14 protein-coding genes and 1 riboswitch are annotated in these 17167 nt (G+C 58.1%); of the genes, 9 read left to right on the top strand and 5 right to left on the bottom strand.

The genetic code is table 11. The features are described 5' to 3' along the window. Positions 1-128: 128 nt before the first annotated feature. The 3 genes from H8Z83_RS06350 (at position 129) to H8Z83_RS06340 (ending at position 3092) form a co-directional block, all read left to right on the top strand. Positions 129-941 carry a sulfite exporter TauE/SafE family protein gene (locus H8Z83_RS06350; RefSeq protein WP_187014292.1) on the top strand — a complete coding sequence of 271 codons (813 nt, stop codon included), beginning with the start codon at positions 129-131 and terminating at the stop codon, positions 939-941. Positions 942-951: 10 nt separating this feature from the next. Further along, positions 952-1665, top strand: a complete 714-nt coding sequence (cuyB, locus tag H8Z83_RS06345; RefSeq protein ID WP_187014291.1) for a cysteate racemase — start codon at positions 952-954, stop codon at positions 1663-1665. Between the two features lie 200 nt (positions 1666-1865). Continuing rightward, complete coding sequence (locus H8Z83_RS06340; RefSeq protein WP_187014290.1) at positions 1866-3092, top strand: dicarboxylate/amino acid:cation symporter; 1227 nt, start codon at positions 1866-1868, stop codon at positions 3090-3092. Positions 3093-3152: 60 nt separating this feature from the next. On the opposite strand, the gene H8Z83_RS06335 is transcribed toward H8Z83_RS06340, so the two are convergent. After that, on the bottom strand, positions 3153-3923 hold the full coding sequence (locus tag H8Z83_RS06335) for a DUF3169 family protein (RefSeq protein WP_187014289.1): 771 nt from the start codon (positions 3921-3923) through the stop codon (positions 3153-3155). Then, positions 3907-4131 carry a helix-turn-helix transcriptional regulator gene (locus tag H8Z83_RS06330; protein WP_187014288.1) on the bottom strand — a complete coding sequence of 75 codons (225 nt, stop codon included), beginning with the start codon at positions 4129-4131 and terminating at the stop codon, positions 3907-3909. The genes H8Z83_RS06335 and H8Z83_RS06330 overlap by 17 nt, the downstream gene beginning before the upstream one ends. 210 nt (positions 4132-4341) lie before the next feature. Here H8Z83_RS06330 and H8Z83_RS06325 point away from each other — a divergent pair, with 210 nt between their 5' ends. The 6 genes from H8Z83_RS06325 to H8Z83_RS06300 all read left to right on the top strand — a co-directional run bounded on the left by H8Z83_RS06325 (position 4342) and on the right by H8Z83_RS06300 (position 12021). After that, positions 4342-5190: a DNA polymerase III delta subunit-related protein gene (locus tag H8Z83_RS06325; protein WP_187014287.1), complete on the top strand. Its 849-nt coding sequence runs from the start codon at positions 4342-4344 to the stop codon at positions 5188-5190. 5 nt (positions 5191-5195) lie between these two features. Beyond that, positions 5196-6512, top strand: coding sequence for a PSP1 domain-containing protein (locus H8Z83_RS20500; RefSeq protein ID WP_494546115.1), 1317 nt, complete (start codon positions 5196-5198; stop codon positions 6510-6512). A 59-nt stretch (positions 6513-6571) separates the two neighbouring features. Further along, positions 6572-7414, top strand: coding sequence for an HAD-IIB family hydrolase (locus H8Z83_RS06315; RefSeq protein ID WP_187014285.1), 843 nt, complete (start codon positions 6572-6574; stop codon positions 7412-7414). Between the two features lie 61 nt (positions 7415-7475). Continuing rightward, positions 7476-7591, top strand: a riboswitch (TPP riboswitch). Positions 7592-7647: 56 nt separating this feature from the next. Further along, positions 7648-8220 carry an energy-coupled thiamine transporter ThiT gene (thiT, locus tag H8Z83_RS06310; protein WP_243184778.1) on the top strand — a complete coding sequence of 191 codons (573 nt, stop codon included), beginning with the start codon at positions 7648-7650 and terminating at the stop codon, positions 8218-8220. A gap of 687 nt (positions 8221-8907) precedes the next feature. Next, the gene (gene ppdK, locus H8Z83_RS06305; protein WP_187014284.1) at positions 8908-11535 is read left to right on the top strand and encodes a pyruvate, phosphate dikinase; all 2628 of its coding nucleotides are present in this window, start codon (positions 8908-8910) and stop codon (positions 11533-11535) included. Between the two features lie 138 nt (positions 11536-11673). Continuing rightward, entirely contained in the window at positions 11674-12021 is a 348-nt protein-coding gene (locus tag H8Z83_RS06300; protein WP_187014283.1) for a DUF2651 family protein, read from the top strand. Positions 12022-12199: 178 nt separating this feature from the next. On the opposite strand, the gene H8Z83_RS06295 is transcribed toward H8Z83_RS06300, so the two are convergent. The 3 genes from H8Z83_RS06295 to gyrB all read right to left on the bottom strand — a co-directional run bounded on the left by H8Z83_RS06295 (position 12200) and on the right by gyrB (position 17099). Next, complete coding sequence (locus tag H8Z83_RS06295) at positions 12200-12367, bottom strand: hypothetical protein (protein WP_187014282.1); 168 nt, start codon at positions 12365-12367, stop codon at positions 12200-12202. 200 nt (positions 12368-12567) lie between these two features. Next, positions 12568-15111 (bottom strand): DNA gyrase subunit A, encoded by a 2544-nt coding sequence (gyrA, locus tag H8Z83_RS06290; protein ID WP_187014281.1) that lies wholly within the window; start codon positions 15109-15111, stop codon positions 12568-12570. Positions 15112-15131: 20 nt separating this feature from the next. After that, a complete protein-coding gene (gene gyrB, locus H8Z83_RS06285) occupies positions 15132-17099 on the bottom strand; it encodes a DNA topoisomerase (ATP-hydrolyzing) subunit B (protein ID WP_187014280.1) in 1968 nt (655 codons plus the stop codon). Positions 17100-17167: the final 68 nt, after the last annotated feature.

Raw genomic sequence — 17167 nt, 5'->3', positions numbered from 1 at the left:
CCGCTTCTTGTAGAATATGCCGGTGCACAAGGCGTTTAAGGTCTGTTAAGATGAGTACATTCCATCTGTCGGACCCACTGGCCTGACAGCAAAATTCAGGCCCCGCGGGCCGTAAACAAGGAGTTTTCATGATTTCCTTCCTGACTGACATCACGGTGGACGGCGTAGCCCTCTGGGTGGTACTGCTGATCTGCGTCGGCGTTTTCTTAGGCGCGTTTATGGACGCCATCGCCGGAGGCGGCGGGATCATCACCGTCCCTACCTACCTCATGGGCCTCTCAAACCTTCCCATTTATAACGCTTTGGGGACGAATAAACTCTCCTCCGGCATCGGCACGATTTTTTCCACAGCCCGGTTCATCCATCAGGGACTGGTGGACTGGAGGCTCTTTGCCCCGGCGGTAATCTTATCCCTGACCGGCTCCGTCTGCGGCACCTGGCTCCAGCACCACACCCCTGCGGTAGTGCTGAAATACCTGCTGCTGGTGGTGCTGCCGGTGGTAGCGTTCATCACCCTGCGGACCCGGAAGTGGCCGGATGAAACAGCGCCGCTGGACCCTTGGCTGCGGCGGCTCATCATCTGGGGCTCGGCCTTTGTCATCGGCGGATATGACGGGTATTACGGCCCCGGCACCGGCACCTTCATGATGATCGCGCTGGTGCGTTTCGCCAAGCTGGATACCCGTCACGCGGCCGGCGGCGTAAAGGTGGTCAATCTGGCCTCCAATCTTGGCAGCCTGTTCACCGCCCTGCGGGCCGGGTATGTGCTGGTGGGCGTTGGCCTGATCTCTTCCGTGGCATCCATTCTGGGACACTATATCGGTGCGGGTCTGGCTATCAAAAACGGCAGCAAGATCGTCCGGCCCACGGTGATCGCAGTCCTGCTCCTGCTGACCGTAAAGGTAGGCAGCGAGCTTTTATTTCCGGAATTCTGGAGTTGAGGTGCGTAATATGTGTGAGAAAAAGACCATCGGTATTTTAGGCGGCATGGGCCCTCTTGCCACCGCCGACCTGTTTCAGAAGATCACCCTGCTGACGGAGGCGGAAACAGACCGGGACCATATCCGGGTGTACATCGACAGCAATGCCAACATTCCCGACCGCACCGCCGCCATCCTCAGCAACGGCCCGGACCCGGTACCGGAAATGGCAAGTGCCCTCCGGAATCTGGAAGCCTGCGGTGCAGACTGTGTCATCATGCCCTGCAACACCGCCCATTACTTCCTGCCCCGGCTCCAGGCTATGACAGAGATCCCCTTCCTCAGCATCCTCACCGCCGCTGCGGAAGCCTGCAAAGCCCAGTTCCCCGGAAAAACCGTGGGAATTCTGGCCACAAAGGGGACGCTTTCCGCTCAACTGTATCAAAACGCCCTTGGGGAAGCCGGTGTGCCGTACCTGATCCCGGAGACAGAAGAGCAGGATGCCCTCATGCGGGTCATCTATGATGGCGTCAAAGCCGGAAAAGGCCCAGACGCTTACCGGGCGGATCTTTTGACCGTGGTGGAGCATATGATGACCCGTGGGGCCGGTGTGTTCCTGCTGGGCTGCACGGAACTCCCCTTGGCTGCGGAGGCCGTGGGCCTGACGGTCCCCGTGGTGGATCCCACTGCGGAGCTTGCAAAAGCCGCCATCCGTTTCTGCGGCTTCCGTGTACGGGCAAAATAAGCAAAAAACGCCCATAGAATCTCTATTTTGACGAATGATCCAGTGAAACAGATGGGATTTTGCACAAAATAAACAACTTTATTAGTGCGGACTTTACAAGTTCCCGGCATACCGCTATAATATCTCCAATCATATTTGCGTAAATTTCTGCGAATTTTACGCACAGCGTATTAAAAAGTGTGAAAGAGGGAGCGTATTCTATGGAAAAAAAGAAAAAACTGTCCCTGCCGGTACAGATCTTTATTGCTCTGGTACTGGGTATCGTTGTCGGTCTGGTGTTCTACTTCACCGGCGCGGCCGGCTTCACCACCAGCTACATCAAGCCCTTCGGTGATATCTTCGTCAACCTGCTGAAGTTCATCGTGGTGCCTGTGGTGCTGCTGTCTATGATCGACGGCATCATCTCCATGGGCGACATGAAAAAGGTGGGCGCCGTGGGTTGGAAGACCATTCTCTACTTCATGGTCACCACTGCCGTGGCCTGCGTCATCGGTCTGGTTCTGGCAACGGTGTTCAACAACGCGGGCCTGTTCCCCAACCTCAGCGAGGCCGCCCAGGCTGCCGAGTACGAAGCCAAGGAATATGCCGGCTTCATGGCGACTCTGGTCGCCATTTTCCCCACCAACATGTGGAAGGCATTTACCGAAGCCAACATGCTTCAGGTCATTGTCATCGCCCTGCTGTTCGGCGGCTCCATTCTGGCTGCCGGTGAGAAGTCCAAACTGGTCCGGGACATGGTGACCTCCGCTTATACCGTGGTAGAGCGGCTGATGGAATTCATCATCTCCCTGAGTCCCATCGGTGTGTTCACCTACATGACCTGGGTGGTTGCCACCCAGGGTGCTGAGATCCTTGGCTCTCTGGCGCTGGTCATTCTGTGCGCCTATATCGGCTACATTCTCCACGCCCTGCTGGTCTATTCTGTTTCCGCCAAGGCGTTTGCCGGCATCAGCCCCGTCAAGTTCTTCAAGAACGCTTCCGCGGCTATGATCTTCGCCTTTACCTCCACCTCCTCCGCCGCGACCCTGCCGGTCTCCAAGGAGTGCGCCGATGCTCTGGGCGCTGAGGACGATATTTCCTCCTTCGTGCTGCCTCTGGGCGCCACCATCAACATGGACGGCACCGCCATCTACCAGTGTGTTGCCACTGTGTTCCTGGCCACCTGCGCCGGTATGCAGCTGACCCTGAGCCAGATGATCCTCATTGTGGTCACCGCTACGCTGGCCTCCATCGGCACCGCCGGTACTCCCGGCGCCGGTATGATCATGCTGGCCATGGTGCTGGAAGCCATCGGCATCCCCGTGGCTTACATTGGCCTGATCGTGGCTGTGGACCGTCTGTTCGACATGGGCCGTACCTGCCTGAACGTCACCGGCGACATTGCCTGTTCCCTGTGCGTCACCAAGTGGGAGAGCAAGAAGAAGTAAATCAAAGTACACGATACGCAAAAGAAAAGGCCGCATAAGCGGCCTTTCCTTTTTTTCCTCTTATTCCGTTTTCTGGCCCCGGCGGCCCAGGCGGATGGCCTCCCGGGTATAACTCACCGACAGCACCGCCCAGATCACCAGCACCACGGCACTGGGCAGGATGCCGTAGTGAAAGACCATGTTCCCCAGAAGCAGCACGCCCCAGCAGTAAGGACAAAAGCGGCTCACCGTAACGTAGGCCTTGTAGCTGGCCTGGCCGATCTGGCGGCGCTCCGCCTCGTCGCAGCTTTCCCACCAGCGCTCCTGGAACTTCATGTCATATACGCTGCCCCGCTTTTCCGGATTCATCTTCTTGGTGAGGTCCACCGTCTTCTGTTGGAGCAGAGTGGCCAGTGCGATGACTACCAGAAAGATCACCAGCAGCGTGATCGTATTACCATCGGAGCTCTGTGGCAGCTTCGCGGTGCCGGCATTGAAAAAGAAGAAGCTGACGATCACCGTCAGGCTGTCCAGCAGCAACGCCCAGCTCAGGCGCTCCTCCGCCCGCTGCATCACGTCCTCATCCTCGCCGTCCCAGCCATGGAAGGCAGTGTCGGACTTGCGGTACTGGTACAGTCCAAGACCCAGCAGCACGGCGGCACAGGCAGCCATAGCCCAGGGGGATGCGGCGCCCAGCAGGTGGGCAAACGCCGCACCGAAAGCAGTATGGTCCTCCCAGAAATACCCGGCCACACCGGACAGGCCACCCAGCACACCGCCGATAAGGCTAGCCACCACTAAGATCCCCAAAAATCTGGGAAATGCCTTTTGATTCTCACTTTTCTGCTTCATTGCGCACATCCTCCTCATAGCTGAAAATATCCTCCACAGAGACCTGGCACAGCTTTGCCAGCTTCAGCGCCAGGGTCACAGAGGGGGAGTAGTCCCCCCGCTCGATCTGGCTGATGGTCTGGCGGGAGACCCCCGCCAGACGGCCCATTTCCTGCTGGTTGACTCCCAGCCGGGCCCGGTATTCCTTCAATCGGTTATACAGGGGCATAGGCCCCTCCTTTCTGTTAGGTTCGCTTGTCAATTTGACAACTATCTTTGTCATTTATGGATGATACCATTGACAAGGAAAGTTGTCAATATGGAATTGAAAATTTTTCGCACTCCGTTGATAGGAAAAACGGTTCTTCCCTTTTTGCGTGAAATATGCTATACTTATTCCGCATTTTTGCGGGAAACGGGAAAGAAGGGAGGCGGTCCAATGGAATTTGCCAATGACCCCATTGCCCGGCGGATCCGGGAAGCCGCCGGACGGGGAACACTTTCCCACGCGCTGCTGTTTTCCGGCAGCGGGGACCGGATCGCCGTCGCGCAGTACGCTGCTGCGGCCATGGAGTGTCAGGGCGGCGGACAAAAGCCCTGCGGGACATGTCCCGCCTGCCGCAAGGTGTTCTCCGGCATTCACCCGGACGTTATCACCGTCCGGGACGAGGCCCATAAGAACCTCTCCGTGGACACCGTCCGCCAGATCCGCGCCGATGCCTATATCCGGCCCAACGAGGGTGCCCGGAAGGTCTATATCTTTCCGGACTGCACCATTCTGACAGAGCAGGACCAGAACGTACTGCTGAAGATCGTAGAGGAAGGCCCGCCCTACGCGGCATTCCTCTTCTGTGCGGAAAATTCTTCCGTGGTCTTGCAGACGCTCCGTTCCCGGTGCGTGGAGCTGAAGCTCCATCCCGCCGTCACCGTGGAAAAGGAAAGCTCGGAGGCGGGCGTGGAGCTGTGCCGTCTGCTGGCGGCAGGGAAGAGGGGGACTGTCACAGAGCTGATGGTCCGTCTTGAGAAAAAACGGCTGGACCGGGACGGCCTTGCGGCCATGCTGGATCAGGCCCGGACCCTTCTGGCGGCAGCCCTGCTGGCCCAGTACGGCCAAGCCCCGGAGGGACCGGACGCCGCCCTCATTGTCCAACTTGGGAAACGCTTGACAAAACAGCGGATCATGGGCACAATAGAATTGTTACAAACGTACCGCGGAGCCTGCTCCTACAATGTGGGCGCCAGCCATGTGCTGGGGGCTTTGGCGGTGGAATTGGAGGAAATCCTTTGACTGAAGTGATCAGCGTCCGCTTTCGGGGCGGATGCAAGAATTATTATTTTGACCCCAAGGGACATGCGGTGAAAATGGGCGATCAGGTCATCGTGGAGACCGCTCAGGGCCCTGAATTCGGCACCTGCACCCAAGGGAACCACGAGGTGGCAGACGAAGCTGTTGTCCAGCCCCTGTGCGCCATGCTGCGGCTGGCCACTGACGCCGACCGCCGCACCGTAGATTACAACCGAAAAAAAGAGAGCGAGGCCTTCGACATCTGCGAGAAGAAGATCGCGGATCACGGTCTGGAAATGAAGCTGGTGAACGTATCTGCCAGCTTTGACGGCAGTAAGATTATTTTCTTCTTTACCGCCGATGGCCGGGTGGACTTCCGGGAGCTGGTGCGGGATCTGGCCGGCGTGTTCCGGGCCCGGATCGAGCTGCGTCAGATCGGCGTCCGGGACGAGGCCAAAATGGTGGGCGGTCTCGGCATCTGCGGGCGGCCCTTCTGCTGCTCCCAGTTTTTGGACGGGTTCCTGCCCGTCTCCATCAAGATGGCCAAGACCCAGAATCTCAGCTTGAATCCCACCAAGATCTCCGGCACCTGCGGACGGCTGATGTGCTGCCTGAAATATGAGCAGAACGCCTATGAGGATGCTCAGAAGCGGATGCCCAAGCAGGAATCCTTCGTTCAGACCCCCGACGGCCCCGGCAATGTAAAAGCCGTGGACCTGCTGCGGGAAACTGTAAAGGTCAGTCTGGACAGTGCTCCGGAGACCCAGAAGTGCTACCACAACTGCGAGATCTGCGTCCTGCGCAACGGCAAGGGCAGCCGTGAGGGCATTGAGATCCCCACAGAGCGGCCCGAGCGGTATGTGGAGGAAAAGGAAGATGAGTTCATCGCGCCGGTGATCTCCCGGCACTTTGAAGCGGAGGAACCGGCGGAGACGCCGGTCCCTGTCCGGGAACGTCCCCGCGAGGAGGGCGGCGAGAGCAAGAACCGCCGCCGTCACCGGGGCGGACGCCGCAGAAGCGGCGGCAGCGGCGAGGGGACACCCAACACTTCCGCACCGGCGAAGAAGGAAGCTCCCAAGGCCCCCGAAGGCCAGAGCCGTCAGGGCGGCAAGCCCGCAAACCGGTCTCAGCGGCCTAAGCAGGACCGCCCCCGGACCGAGCGGCCCAAGCAGGACCAACGTCCCAGACAGGATGCGGCTCCCGTCCGGGAAAAGGTCATCAATCCGGAAAACGGTGAAGCTGTTAAGCGCCGCCGTCACCGGGGCGGACGCCGCCATCGCGGCGGTGGCGGCGGAAACGCCGGCGGAACACCCTCCGCAGAATAAGCGGCTATCTCAGGCGGAGCGGGAATCTTTCCGCTCCGCCGTTTTTTAGGAGAATAACTATGGGAAAATTTGACGGCGTTCTGCTAGCCAGTGACTTTGACAATACCATCCTGAATACAGAGCGGCCCCGCCGCACCGGCTGTCCCATTCCACCTATTTCACAGCGGAATGTGGAAGCCCTCCGCTATTTCATGGACAACGGCGGCCGCTTTGCCGTAGCCACAGGCCGGGCGCTGCCCGCCTTCCGGATATTCGCGGAGCAGGTGCCCATGAACGCACCGGCCGTTGTGTGCAACGGCGGCGCGCTGTACGATTTCAAAACGGAGCGCTATCTGGAAACCATGGAGCTGCCGGAGACCATCCGTCCGCAGGGTCAGGATGTGCTGGACCGGTTTCCCACAGCGGCAGTGGAAGCCTATCACATGGACAATGTGATCCATTCCGTGCGGCCAAACGAGTACACCCGGCAGCATGAGCACGTGACCCATGCCGGGGTGCAGCCTGTCCCAACCCTGCTGGAGGTGCCAATGCCCCTCATCAAGATCATGTTTGAGGATGACCACGAGCACCTGCTGGCTCTGCGGGACTATGTGAGCAGGCAGCCTTGGTCAGCGGACTACGAGGTGTTTTTCTCTGACAGGACTCTGCTGGAGGTCACCCGGAAGGGCGCCAGCAAGGGAGCTATGGTAGCTCGTCTGGCAAAGCGCCTGGGGATCTCCATGGATCATATCTACTGCGCTGGAGACGAAAACAACGATCTCTCCATGCTGACGATGGCGGCAGAGGGGTTTGCCCCGGCTAACTGCGTAGAAACCGTGCGAAGCTGCGGCGCTACCATTGTGGCGGACTGCGACCACGATACCCTTGCGGAGATCGTCTCCATTCTGGACAAACGGTACTGAGATTCGGCAATTGTATTGACAAAACCGCCGTTTTTCTCTATAATTTTAACTGGCCGTAGAAAACTGAACACAGGGGTGCTGGAGAGAACTCCGGCTGAGATGCGGGGCTGTGACTGCCCTCTTTCCCTTAAACCTGATCCGGGTAATGCCGGCGTAGGAAGTGAACGATCTGTCTTTCCGTACCGCAAGCCCGTTCATGTGGCCTGCGGTACTTTTTTTCAGGAGGGACGTTTATGTCCGCAAAGAATACCAACTCCCATTTCCGAGTCCGGATGCTGTGCGAGGGTGCCATGATGGTGGCCCTGGCCCAGGTACTCAGCTACATCAAGCTGATGGAACTGCCCAACGGCGGCTCCCTGACCCCCGCCATGTTCCCCATCATCCTGTTTGCCGTCCGCTGGGGACTGACTCCGGGCCTCATGGCCGGCTTCACCTTCGGCCTCTTGCAGCTCATTTTTGACGGCGCTTACGCCTGGGGCTGGCAGTCCATGCTGCTGGACTATCTGGTGGCCTTTACTCCCTTGGGTCTGGCTGGCCTGTTCAAGGGCAAGAAGTGGGGCATCTTTGTCGGTACCGTGGTAGGCTGCCTCGGCCGCTTTGTCATTCACTACATCAGCGGTGTGACCATCTACAAAATTCTGGCTCCCACGGAGTTCATGAAGTGGACCTTCACCAGTCCTTCCGCCTACTCTCTGGTCTATAACGGCTCCTATATGCTGCCCAATACCATCATCGCGCTGGTCATCGCGGCGGTGTTGTATAAGCCCCTGAAAAAGTACATTCTGGGTCAGGATCTCGGTAACTGAAGAAGAACCTCACAACGGCGGTCTGCGTACGCAGACCGCCGTTCAGCTTGTCGAAAAAGTCTTTTCGCCCCGCTGAGCAAGTTTTCAGAACTTTATAAAAGTTCTGAAAGCTTAGAATTTCAATGGCACAGGGAAACAGGCGAAGCGCCGCCAGTGGCGGATGAAGCAAGCCTGTTTCGAGGAAGGCTCCCAAACAGCGGATACTTTGTATCCGCTGTTTGGCTTGAGCCAACGGTGTATCCCCTCTTGGGTTTCCCGCGCACACCCTTCACTCGCAAGGGGTATGCAGCATCCGCAGCGCGGCAGAGCCGCTGGCGGCTGCCCTACCTTACCGTTGCGGAGAATTTACCATTTTATCGACAGTCTTAATGGCGGTCTGCGTACGCAGACCGCCGTTCGATCTTCCTCAGAATACCTTCGTTTCGCATAAACGATTCATCTAAAAGCGGCCCTCTGCGCTCACTTTAGCAGCATACGTTTGAAAAACCGCCTTTTTCTTTATCGAAAACGTTTAATTTCAAAAGAAAATCTTGTAAAATATATTGATTGTATTTTCTTTCCCAATCTACTATAATACAAAATGGTTATATCCGGAGCCGCAGGCCGCCGGTTTTCCGCATTGGGCGTCCACCGGCTCCATGTTGTTCTATTCTGCCTGTTCCGGGCAAAAATCGAAGGAGAGTTTCTATGAGCAAGAAGTATTGTTACCTGTTCACGGAAGGCAACGCCAACATGCGTGAACTTCTGGGCGGCAAGGGCGCCAACCTGGCTGAAATGACCAACATCGGTCTGCCCGTGCCTCAGGGCTTCACCATCACCACCGAGGCCTGCACCCAGTATTATGAGGACGGCCAGAAGATCAATGACGGCATCTTTGCCGAGATCATGGAATACATCGAGAAGATGGAGAGCATCACCGGCAAGAAGTTCGGCGACCACGAGAATCCTCTGCTGGTCTCCGTCCGTTCCGGTGCCCGCGCCTCCATGCCCGGCATGATGGATACCATCCTGAACCTGGGCCTGAACGAGGACGTTGTTGATGTCATCGCCAAGAAGTCCAACAACCCCCGCTGGGCTTGGGACTGCTATCGCCGCTTTATCCAGATGTACTCCGACGTGGTCATGGAAGTGGGCAAGAAGTACTTCGAGCAGCTCATCGACGAGATGAAGGAGAAGAAGGGCGTCACGCAGGACGTGGATCTCACCGCTGAGGACCTGAAGGAACTGGCCATGCAGTTCAAGGCCGAATACAAGTCCAAGATTGGCCAGGAGTTCCCCGCCGACCCCAAGGAGCAGCTGATGGGCGCCATCAAGGCCGTGTTCCGTTCCTGGGATAACCCCCGTGCCAACGTCTATCGCCGTGACAATGATATCCCCTATTCCTGGGGTACTGCCGTCAACGTGCAGTCCATGGCCTTCGGCAACATGGGTGATGACTGCGGCACCGGCGTTGCTTTCACCCGTAACCCCGCCACCGGCGAGAAGAAGCTCTTCGGCGAGTTCCTGACCAACGCCCAGGGCGAGGACGTCGTCGCCGGCGTCCGTACTCCCATGCCCATCGCTGAGATGGCTGAGAAGTTCCCCGAGGCCTTCCAGCAGTTTGAGGGCGTCTGCAAGACTCTGGAGGATCATTATCACGATATGCAGGACATGGAGTTCACCGTGGAGCACGGCAAGCTCTATATGCTCCAGACCCGTAACGGCAAGCGCACTCCCGCTGCCGCTCTGAAGATCGCCTGCGATCTGGTGGACGAGGGCATGATCGACGAGAAGCAGGCCGTGGCCATGATCGAGCCCCGCTCTCTGGACACCCTGCTGCATCCCCAGTTTGACGCTGAGGCCCTGAAGAAGGCCGCCATCATCGGCAAGGCTCTGGGTGCCTCTCCCGGCGCTGCCTCCGGTAAGATCGTTTTCTCCGCTGAGGACGCCAAGGAATGGGCTGAGCGCGGCGAGAAGGTGGTCCTGGTCCGTCTGGAGACCTCTCCCGAGGACATCGAGGGCATGAAGGCTGCTCAGGGCATCCTGACCGTCCGCGGCGGTATGACCTCTCACGCTGCCGTTGTGGCCCGCGGCATGGGCAAGTGCTGCGTCTCCGGCTGCGGCGACATCAAGATGGACGAGGAGAACAAGAAGTTCGAGCTGTCCGGCAAGACTTACCGCGAGGGTGACTGGATCTCCCTGAACGGCTCCACCGGCAACATCTATGACGGCGCTGTGCCCACCACCGATGCTGTCATCGGCGGCGAGTTCGGCCGTGTCATGGGCTGGGCTGACCAGTTCCGCCGTCTGAAGGTCCGCACCAATGCCGACACTCCCCACGATGCCGCTCAGGCCCGTAAGTTCGGCGCGCAGGGTATCGGCCTGTGCCGTACCGAGCACATGTTCTTCAACGAGGACCGTATCCCCGCTATCCGCCGCATGATCTGCTCCGACACTGTGGAAGAGCGCGAAGCCGCTCTGGCCGTTCTGGAGCCCATGCAGCAGAGTGACTTCGAGGGCATCTATGAGGCCATGGAGGGCTGCCCCGTCACCATCCGTTTCCTGGATCCCCCTCTGCACGAGTTTGTTCCCACCGAGGAGGCCGACATTGAGAAGCTGGCCAGCGACATGGGTAAGACCGTTGCCGAGATCAAGAACATCATCGCCGGCCTCCACGAGTTCAACCCCATGATGGGTCACCGCGGCTGCCGTCTGGCTGTCACCTATCCGGAGATCGCCGCCATGCAGACCCGCGCCGTCATCAAGGCTGCTCTGGCCGTTCAGGCCCATCATCCCGAGTGGACCATGGTTCCCGAGATCATGATCCCCCTGGTGGGCGAGGCCAAGGAGCTGAAGTATGTCAAGGACATTGTTGTCAAGACTGCTGACGAGCTGATCAAGGCTGCCGGTTCCGACATGAAGTACCTGGTTGGTACCATGATCGAGATCCCCCGCGCCGCTCTGACTGCCGATGAGATCGCCAAGGAAGCTGCCTTCTTCTCCTTCGGAACCAACGACCTGACTCAGATGACCTTCGGCTTCAGCCGTGACGACGCCGGCAAGTTCCTGGGCGCTTACTATGATAAGAAGATCTACGAGAACGATCCCTTCGCCAAGCTGGATCAGAAGGGTGTCGGCAAGCTGGTGGATATGGCCTGCAAGCTGGGCCGCGGCGTGAACCCCGACCTGCATCTGGGTATCTGCGGCGAGCACGGCGGCGATCCCTCCTCCGTGGAGTTCTGCCACCGCACCGGTCTGGACTATGTGTCCTGCTCTCCCTTCCGTGTGCCCATCGCCCGTCTGGCCGCCGCTCAGGCTGCGATCAAGGAGATGTAATTCTCCCGCAAGGGCATCAAACAGTCGCATAACCGCAAGCCTCCGGTCATTGACCGGAGGCTTGTTCTTTCCTCCGTGGCATGTTAAACTGAAAGGGAAGCAGAGGTAACTAACCGTTTGACAAAGGTGTGTGATGGTATGAAAAAAATGATACCGTGGATCATTGCATCGGCCGTGATCATGCTGGTCTTTCCTTGGCTTGCGGTCACCTTCGTAAAAGGCGACGGCGGAATGGCGGTTTGCTTCATTCTGTTTTTTGCGCTGAACCCTATTTATGCCATATTTGCCGGAGTGCAGGCCAGTAGAGACGTCAAACGCTTCTGGGCCTTGCCGATGATCACCGCGGTCTTGTTTTTAGCCGGTACATGGCTGCATTTCGATATGGGTGAACCGGCGTTTCTTCTCTATGCGCTGATCTACTTGCTTTTAGGGGCCGCGGCCATGCTGCTCTCCGCGTTTATAAGGAAAATACTTGAAAAGCACTGAGACAACTCCAATTTCTCTTGCAGCCGCCTCAGCCGTCCTCTTTTGGCACTCTTGAAAATTTCTGTCAATCGATCTGCGGATACCTGCCGGGATCTGTTTTGCCCCCTCACTGAAAAAAGTCCGTCTGGAATACTCCAGACGGACTTTTTATCGCATTTTCAAGTTTTCGGTGCTTTTTTCATTCCTCAAAACCGTGGGTACAGGTCTGAATATCAGGATCATTCAAGATTCGGGCTTTCTTGTCGGCGCTGCTCTCTTCTCTCCAAGTCCCGGCAATGCCCTTTCCAATGATCAGTCCCAAAGATCCCCAAGCCGCAAGGGCGAACAGAATAACGAAATATTTCATGGTGTCTCCTTTCCCGCAGTCCAAGCTTCCATTTCTATTATTAACATAACAGCCGCCACAGGAAAAATCAATTCACTTTCCGCACAGAATTTTTTCTATAATTCTGTATTTTTTCACAGGAAACTAATTTGATTTCTCTCGAAAAGTGCAAAAAAAGCAAGGAATCAGTTTTCTGCCGATTCCTTGCTTTTTTGATTCAATTAGGTCTCTGTGGTGGAATTTTCCTCATTTGCGGAGATCTCTGTGGAAATCTCTGCTTCCGCGGACACGTCCTCCGTGTCCTCATGCTCCGCCAGCGCCATGGAGATCACCTGGTCGCCCTCTTCCTTGAAGCGCATGACGATCACGCCCTGAGTGGCCCGGTTTGCGGTCTCCTTGATGTTCTCCACCGGCGTCCGGATCAGGATACCGGACTGGGTCATCAGCAGCAGGTCCTCGGTGCCGTCCACCACCTTGACACCCACAATCTTGCCGGTCTTATCGGTGATCTGGTAGTTCTTGATGCCCAGACCGCCCCGGTTGGTGATGCGGTACTCCTCCACAGGCGTCCGCTTGCCATAGCCCTTCTCCGTAATGGTCAGCACGCTCTTGCCCTCTCTGGCCCGGGCAGCACCTACCACATAGTCGCCCTCCCGGAGACGGATGCCCCGGACGCCCATAGCGGAGCGTCCCATTGGCCGGACGTCATTCTCGTCGAACACCACGGCCATGCCGTCATGGGTGGCAATGAGGATCTTCTGGCTGCCGTCGGTCTCCCGGACGGACACCAGCTGGTCGCCATCGTCCATGGTCAGCGCCCGGATGCCGTTATTGCGGAGGTTCTTCAGAGCCTCCACCGGCAGACGCTTCACCGTACCGTTCCGGGTCACCATCATCAAATAGAGCTGGTCCTCGCCGGTCTCCCGGTAGTGAAGCATGGCCTGCACCCGCTCACCCTGCTCGATCTGCAAAATGTTGATGAGGTTTGTGCCCTTGGCGGTCTTGCCGGATTCGGGGATCTGATACCCCTTCTTCCGGTAGACTTTACCGGTATCGGTAAAGAACAGGATATGATCGTGAGTAGAAGCGGTAAACACATCCACCACCGTATCCTCTTCCCGGGTGGTGATGCCCTTCTTGCCCATGCCGCCCTTGGACTGAGCGGTATACTCGCTGACGGGAGTCCGCTTGATGTAGCCCGCCTCCGTCAGAGTAAAGACGCACTGCTCCTCCTCAATGAGGTCCTCAATGTCGATCTCGTCCTCCACGTCCTGAATCTCGGTCTTGCGGTCATCGCCGAACTTCTCGGCAATGGCGGTGAGTTCTTCCTTCAGGATCTGACGCACCAGACTTTCGTCGGACAGTACCCGGTTGAAGTAAGCGATCCGCTCTTCCAGCTCCTTGTACTCGCCCTCCAGCTTCTCCCGGTCCAGGCCCTGCAGCGCCTTCAAGCGCATATCCAGAATGGCCTGTGCCTGAATATCGTCCAGACCGAAGCGTTCCATCAGCTTCTGTTTGGCGTCATCATAGGCACTGCGGATGATCTTGATGACCTCATCGATGTTGTCCTGGGCGATCAGCAGACCCTCCAGCAGATGCGCCCGCTCCTGAGCCTTTTTCAGATCGTAGCGGGTCCGGCGGATGATGATTTCCTCCTGGAACGCCAGGTATTCGTCAATGATGTGCCGCAGGGACAGGATCTTGGGCTGGTGCTGGTTATCCACCAGAGCCAGCATATTGATGGAAAACGTAGTCTGTAACTGTGACTGGCTGAACAGGCGGTTCAGAACCACCTGAGGATTGGCATCCCGCTTCAGCTCAATGACCATCCGCATACCGTTCCGGTCGGACTCGTCCCGGATGTCGGAAATGCCCTCCAGCCGCTTATCCTCCACCTGATCCGCCAGGCTCTTGATGAGCATCCGCTTGTTCACCTGGTAAGGAAGCTCGGTGATAACGATGCGGGTGCGGTCATGGCCGAACTCCTCAAATTCATGCCGGGCCCGGACCACGATGCGGCCCCGGCCGGTGGCATAGGCCGCCCGGATGCCGGACCGGCCCATGATGATGCCCTTGGTGGGGAAGTCCGGTCCCTTGATGTGCTCCATCAAGTCGGACAGGGAGGCGTTGGGATCATCCAGCACGCAGATGCAGGCGCCGATGACCTCCCGCAGGTTGTGGGGCGGGATGTTGGTGGCCATGCCCACGGCGATGCCACTGGAGCCGTTGACCAGCAGGTTGGGGAATCGGGCGGGAAGGACCCGGGGCTCCTTCCGGCTCTCGTCGAAGTTGGGGTCCCAGTCCACAGTATCCTTTTCGATGTCCCGGAGCATTTCGTCGGAGATCTTGCTCAGACGGGCCTCGGTGTAACGGTAGGCTGCCGGGGGGTCGCCATCCACGGAGCCGAAGTTGCCGTGGCCGTCCACCAGCATGTAGCGCATGGAGAAATCCTGGGCCAGGCGGACCAGGGCGTCGTAAACAGAGGCGTCGCCGTGGGGATGGTACCGGCCCAGCACGTCGCCCACGCAGGTAGCAGACTTCTTAAAAGGCTTGTCAGAGGTTAGATTGTCCTCGTACATGGCGTACAAAATGCGCCGGTGCACCGGCTTCAGGCCGTCCCGCACATCCGGCAGGGCACGGCCCACAATGACGCTCATGGCATATTCGATATAGGATTGTTCCATCTCCGGCACCAGAGGAGATTCCACGATTCTTTGTTCCGGATACCGGATCTCCTCGGGGTCATATTGGGGTTTTTTACTCATTTTTTCTCCTCCTTGAGGGATCAATAATCCAGATTGACCGCATACTGGGCCCGCTTCTCAATGAACTCCTTCCGGGGTTCCACCTTCTCGCCCATCAAAATCGTGAAGGTCTCGTCCGCCTGTACGGCGTCATCCAAAGTGATCCGCCGCAGGGTCCGCTTCTCCGGGTCCATGGTGGTCTCCCACAGCTCATGGGGGTTCATCTCGCCCAGGCCCTTGAACCGGGAAATGTCGATCTTCGTGTTGGGATTGCCGCCACGCAGCTCAGCGGACACCGCGTCCCGCTCCTCATCGGAGAAGGCCACCCGTGTGGTCTTGCCGCGGGTCAGCTTGTAAAGCGGCGGCACGGCGGAATACACATAGCCCTGCTCGATCAGGGGCCGCATGAAACGGAAGAAGAAGGTCAGCAGCAGCGTCCGGATATGGGCGCCGTCCACATCGGCATCCGCCATGATGATGATCTTATGATAGCGCAGCTTGGCGGCGTCAAATTCATCGCCGATGCCCGCGCCCAGCGCCGTGATCACCGGCTGGAGCTTATCGTTGCCATACACCTTGTCCGCCCGGGCCTTTTCCACGTTCAGCATCTTGCCCCACAGGGGGAGGATTGCCTGAAACCGGGAATCACGGCCCTGGGTAGCGGAGCCGCCTGCGGAGTCACCCTCGACGATATAAAGCTCAGTGAGCTCCGGGTTGTTCTCGTTGCAGTCCCGCAGCTTATCCGGCATGGCCGCGCCGCCCAGCGCCGTCTTGCGGCGGATGGACTCTCTGGCCTTCTTGGCTGCCTCTCTGGCCCGGTTGGCTGTGAGGGCCTTGTCCAAGATCATCCGGCCCACTTGGGGATTTTCCTCCAGGAAGGTATCCAGCTTTTCAGAGACGATGTTGTTCACCAGCGTCCGGATCTCGCTGTTGCCCAGCTTGGCCTTGGTCTGGCCCTCAAACTGTGCGTCCGTCAGCTTCACGGAAATGACGCAGGTGAGGCCCTCCCGGCAGTCCTCGCCGGAGACCTTCTCATCGTCCTTCAGCATCTTGATCTTCCGGCCGTAGTTATTCAGCACGGTGGTCAGCGCCCGGCGGAAGCCTTCCTCGTGCATACCGCCCTCCGGGGTATGAACGTTGTTGGCGAAGGAGAGGGTGGTCTCGTTGTAGCCATCGTTATACTGCATGGCGATCTCCGCCATGGAGTCGCCCTTCTGCCCGCTGACGTAGATCACCTGCTCGTGCAGCGGTGTTTTCGTGCGGTTCAGATAGGCCACAAACTCTCGGATACCGCCCTCGTAGCACATGGAGTGGCGGCGCTCCTCCTCCGGCTTCTCGGCGGAGGCCAAACGCTCATCGGCAATGGTGATCCGCAGGCCGGCATTCAGGAATGCCTCCTCCCGCATCCGGGTATGGAGGATATCGTAGCTGTAAACCGTTTCCTCAAACATCTCCGGATCCGGCTTGAAGGTCACGGTGGTACCGGTGTGATCCGTGGTGCCCACGATCGTCATCGGCTCCGTCACATGGCCCCGGGCGAACTTCATCTCGTGGATCTTGCCGTCACGATGGACCTGAACCACCAGCCACTCAGACAATGCGTTCACTACGGATGCGCCTACGCCATGCAGACCGCCGGACACCTTGTAGCCGCCGCCGCCGAACTTGCCGCCGGCGTGGAGCACGGTGTACACCACCTCCAGAGCGGGTTTTCCCGTCTGGGCCTGAATGTCCACGGGGATACCGCGGCCGTTATCCACCACGGTGATGGTGTTGCCTTCGTTGATGGTCACGGAAATTTCCGAGCAGTAGCCCGCCAGCGCTTCGTCGATGGCGTTGTCCACGATCTCGTAAACCAGATGGTGCAGGCCGGAGGAGGAGGTGGAGCCGATATACATACCGGGCCGCTTCCGCACAGCCTCCAAGCCTTCCAGAACCTGGATTTCCGATGCGTCGTAATCATTGGCGGCATCCACCGCCGTGGATTGCAGGATCTCGTTTTCTGCCATGTAGGTTCTCCTTTCATCGCGGGACCAGAAGAATCAAGCCGGAGCCATTTCCGGCTCGGTTCTTCTTG

Origin of the sequence: Dysosmobacter segnis (assembly GCF_014297285.1) — a bacterium.
Taxonomy (GTDB): Bacteria; Bacillota; Clostridia; order Oscillospirales; family Oscillospiraceae; genus Oscillibacter; species Oscillibacter segnis.
This window is presented reverse-complemented; position numbering and strand designations above follow the sequence as displayed.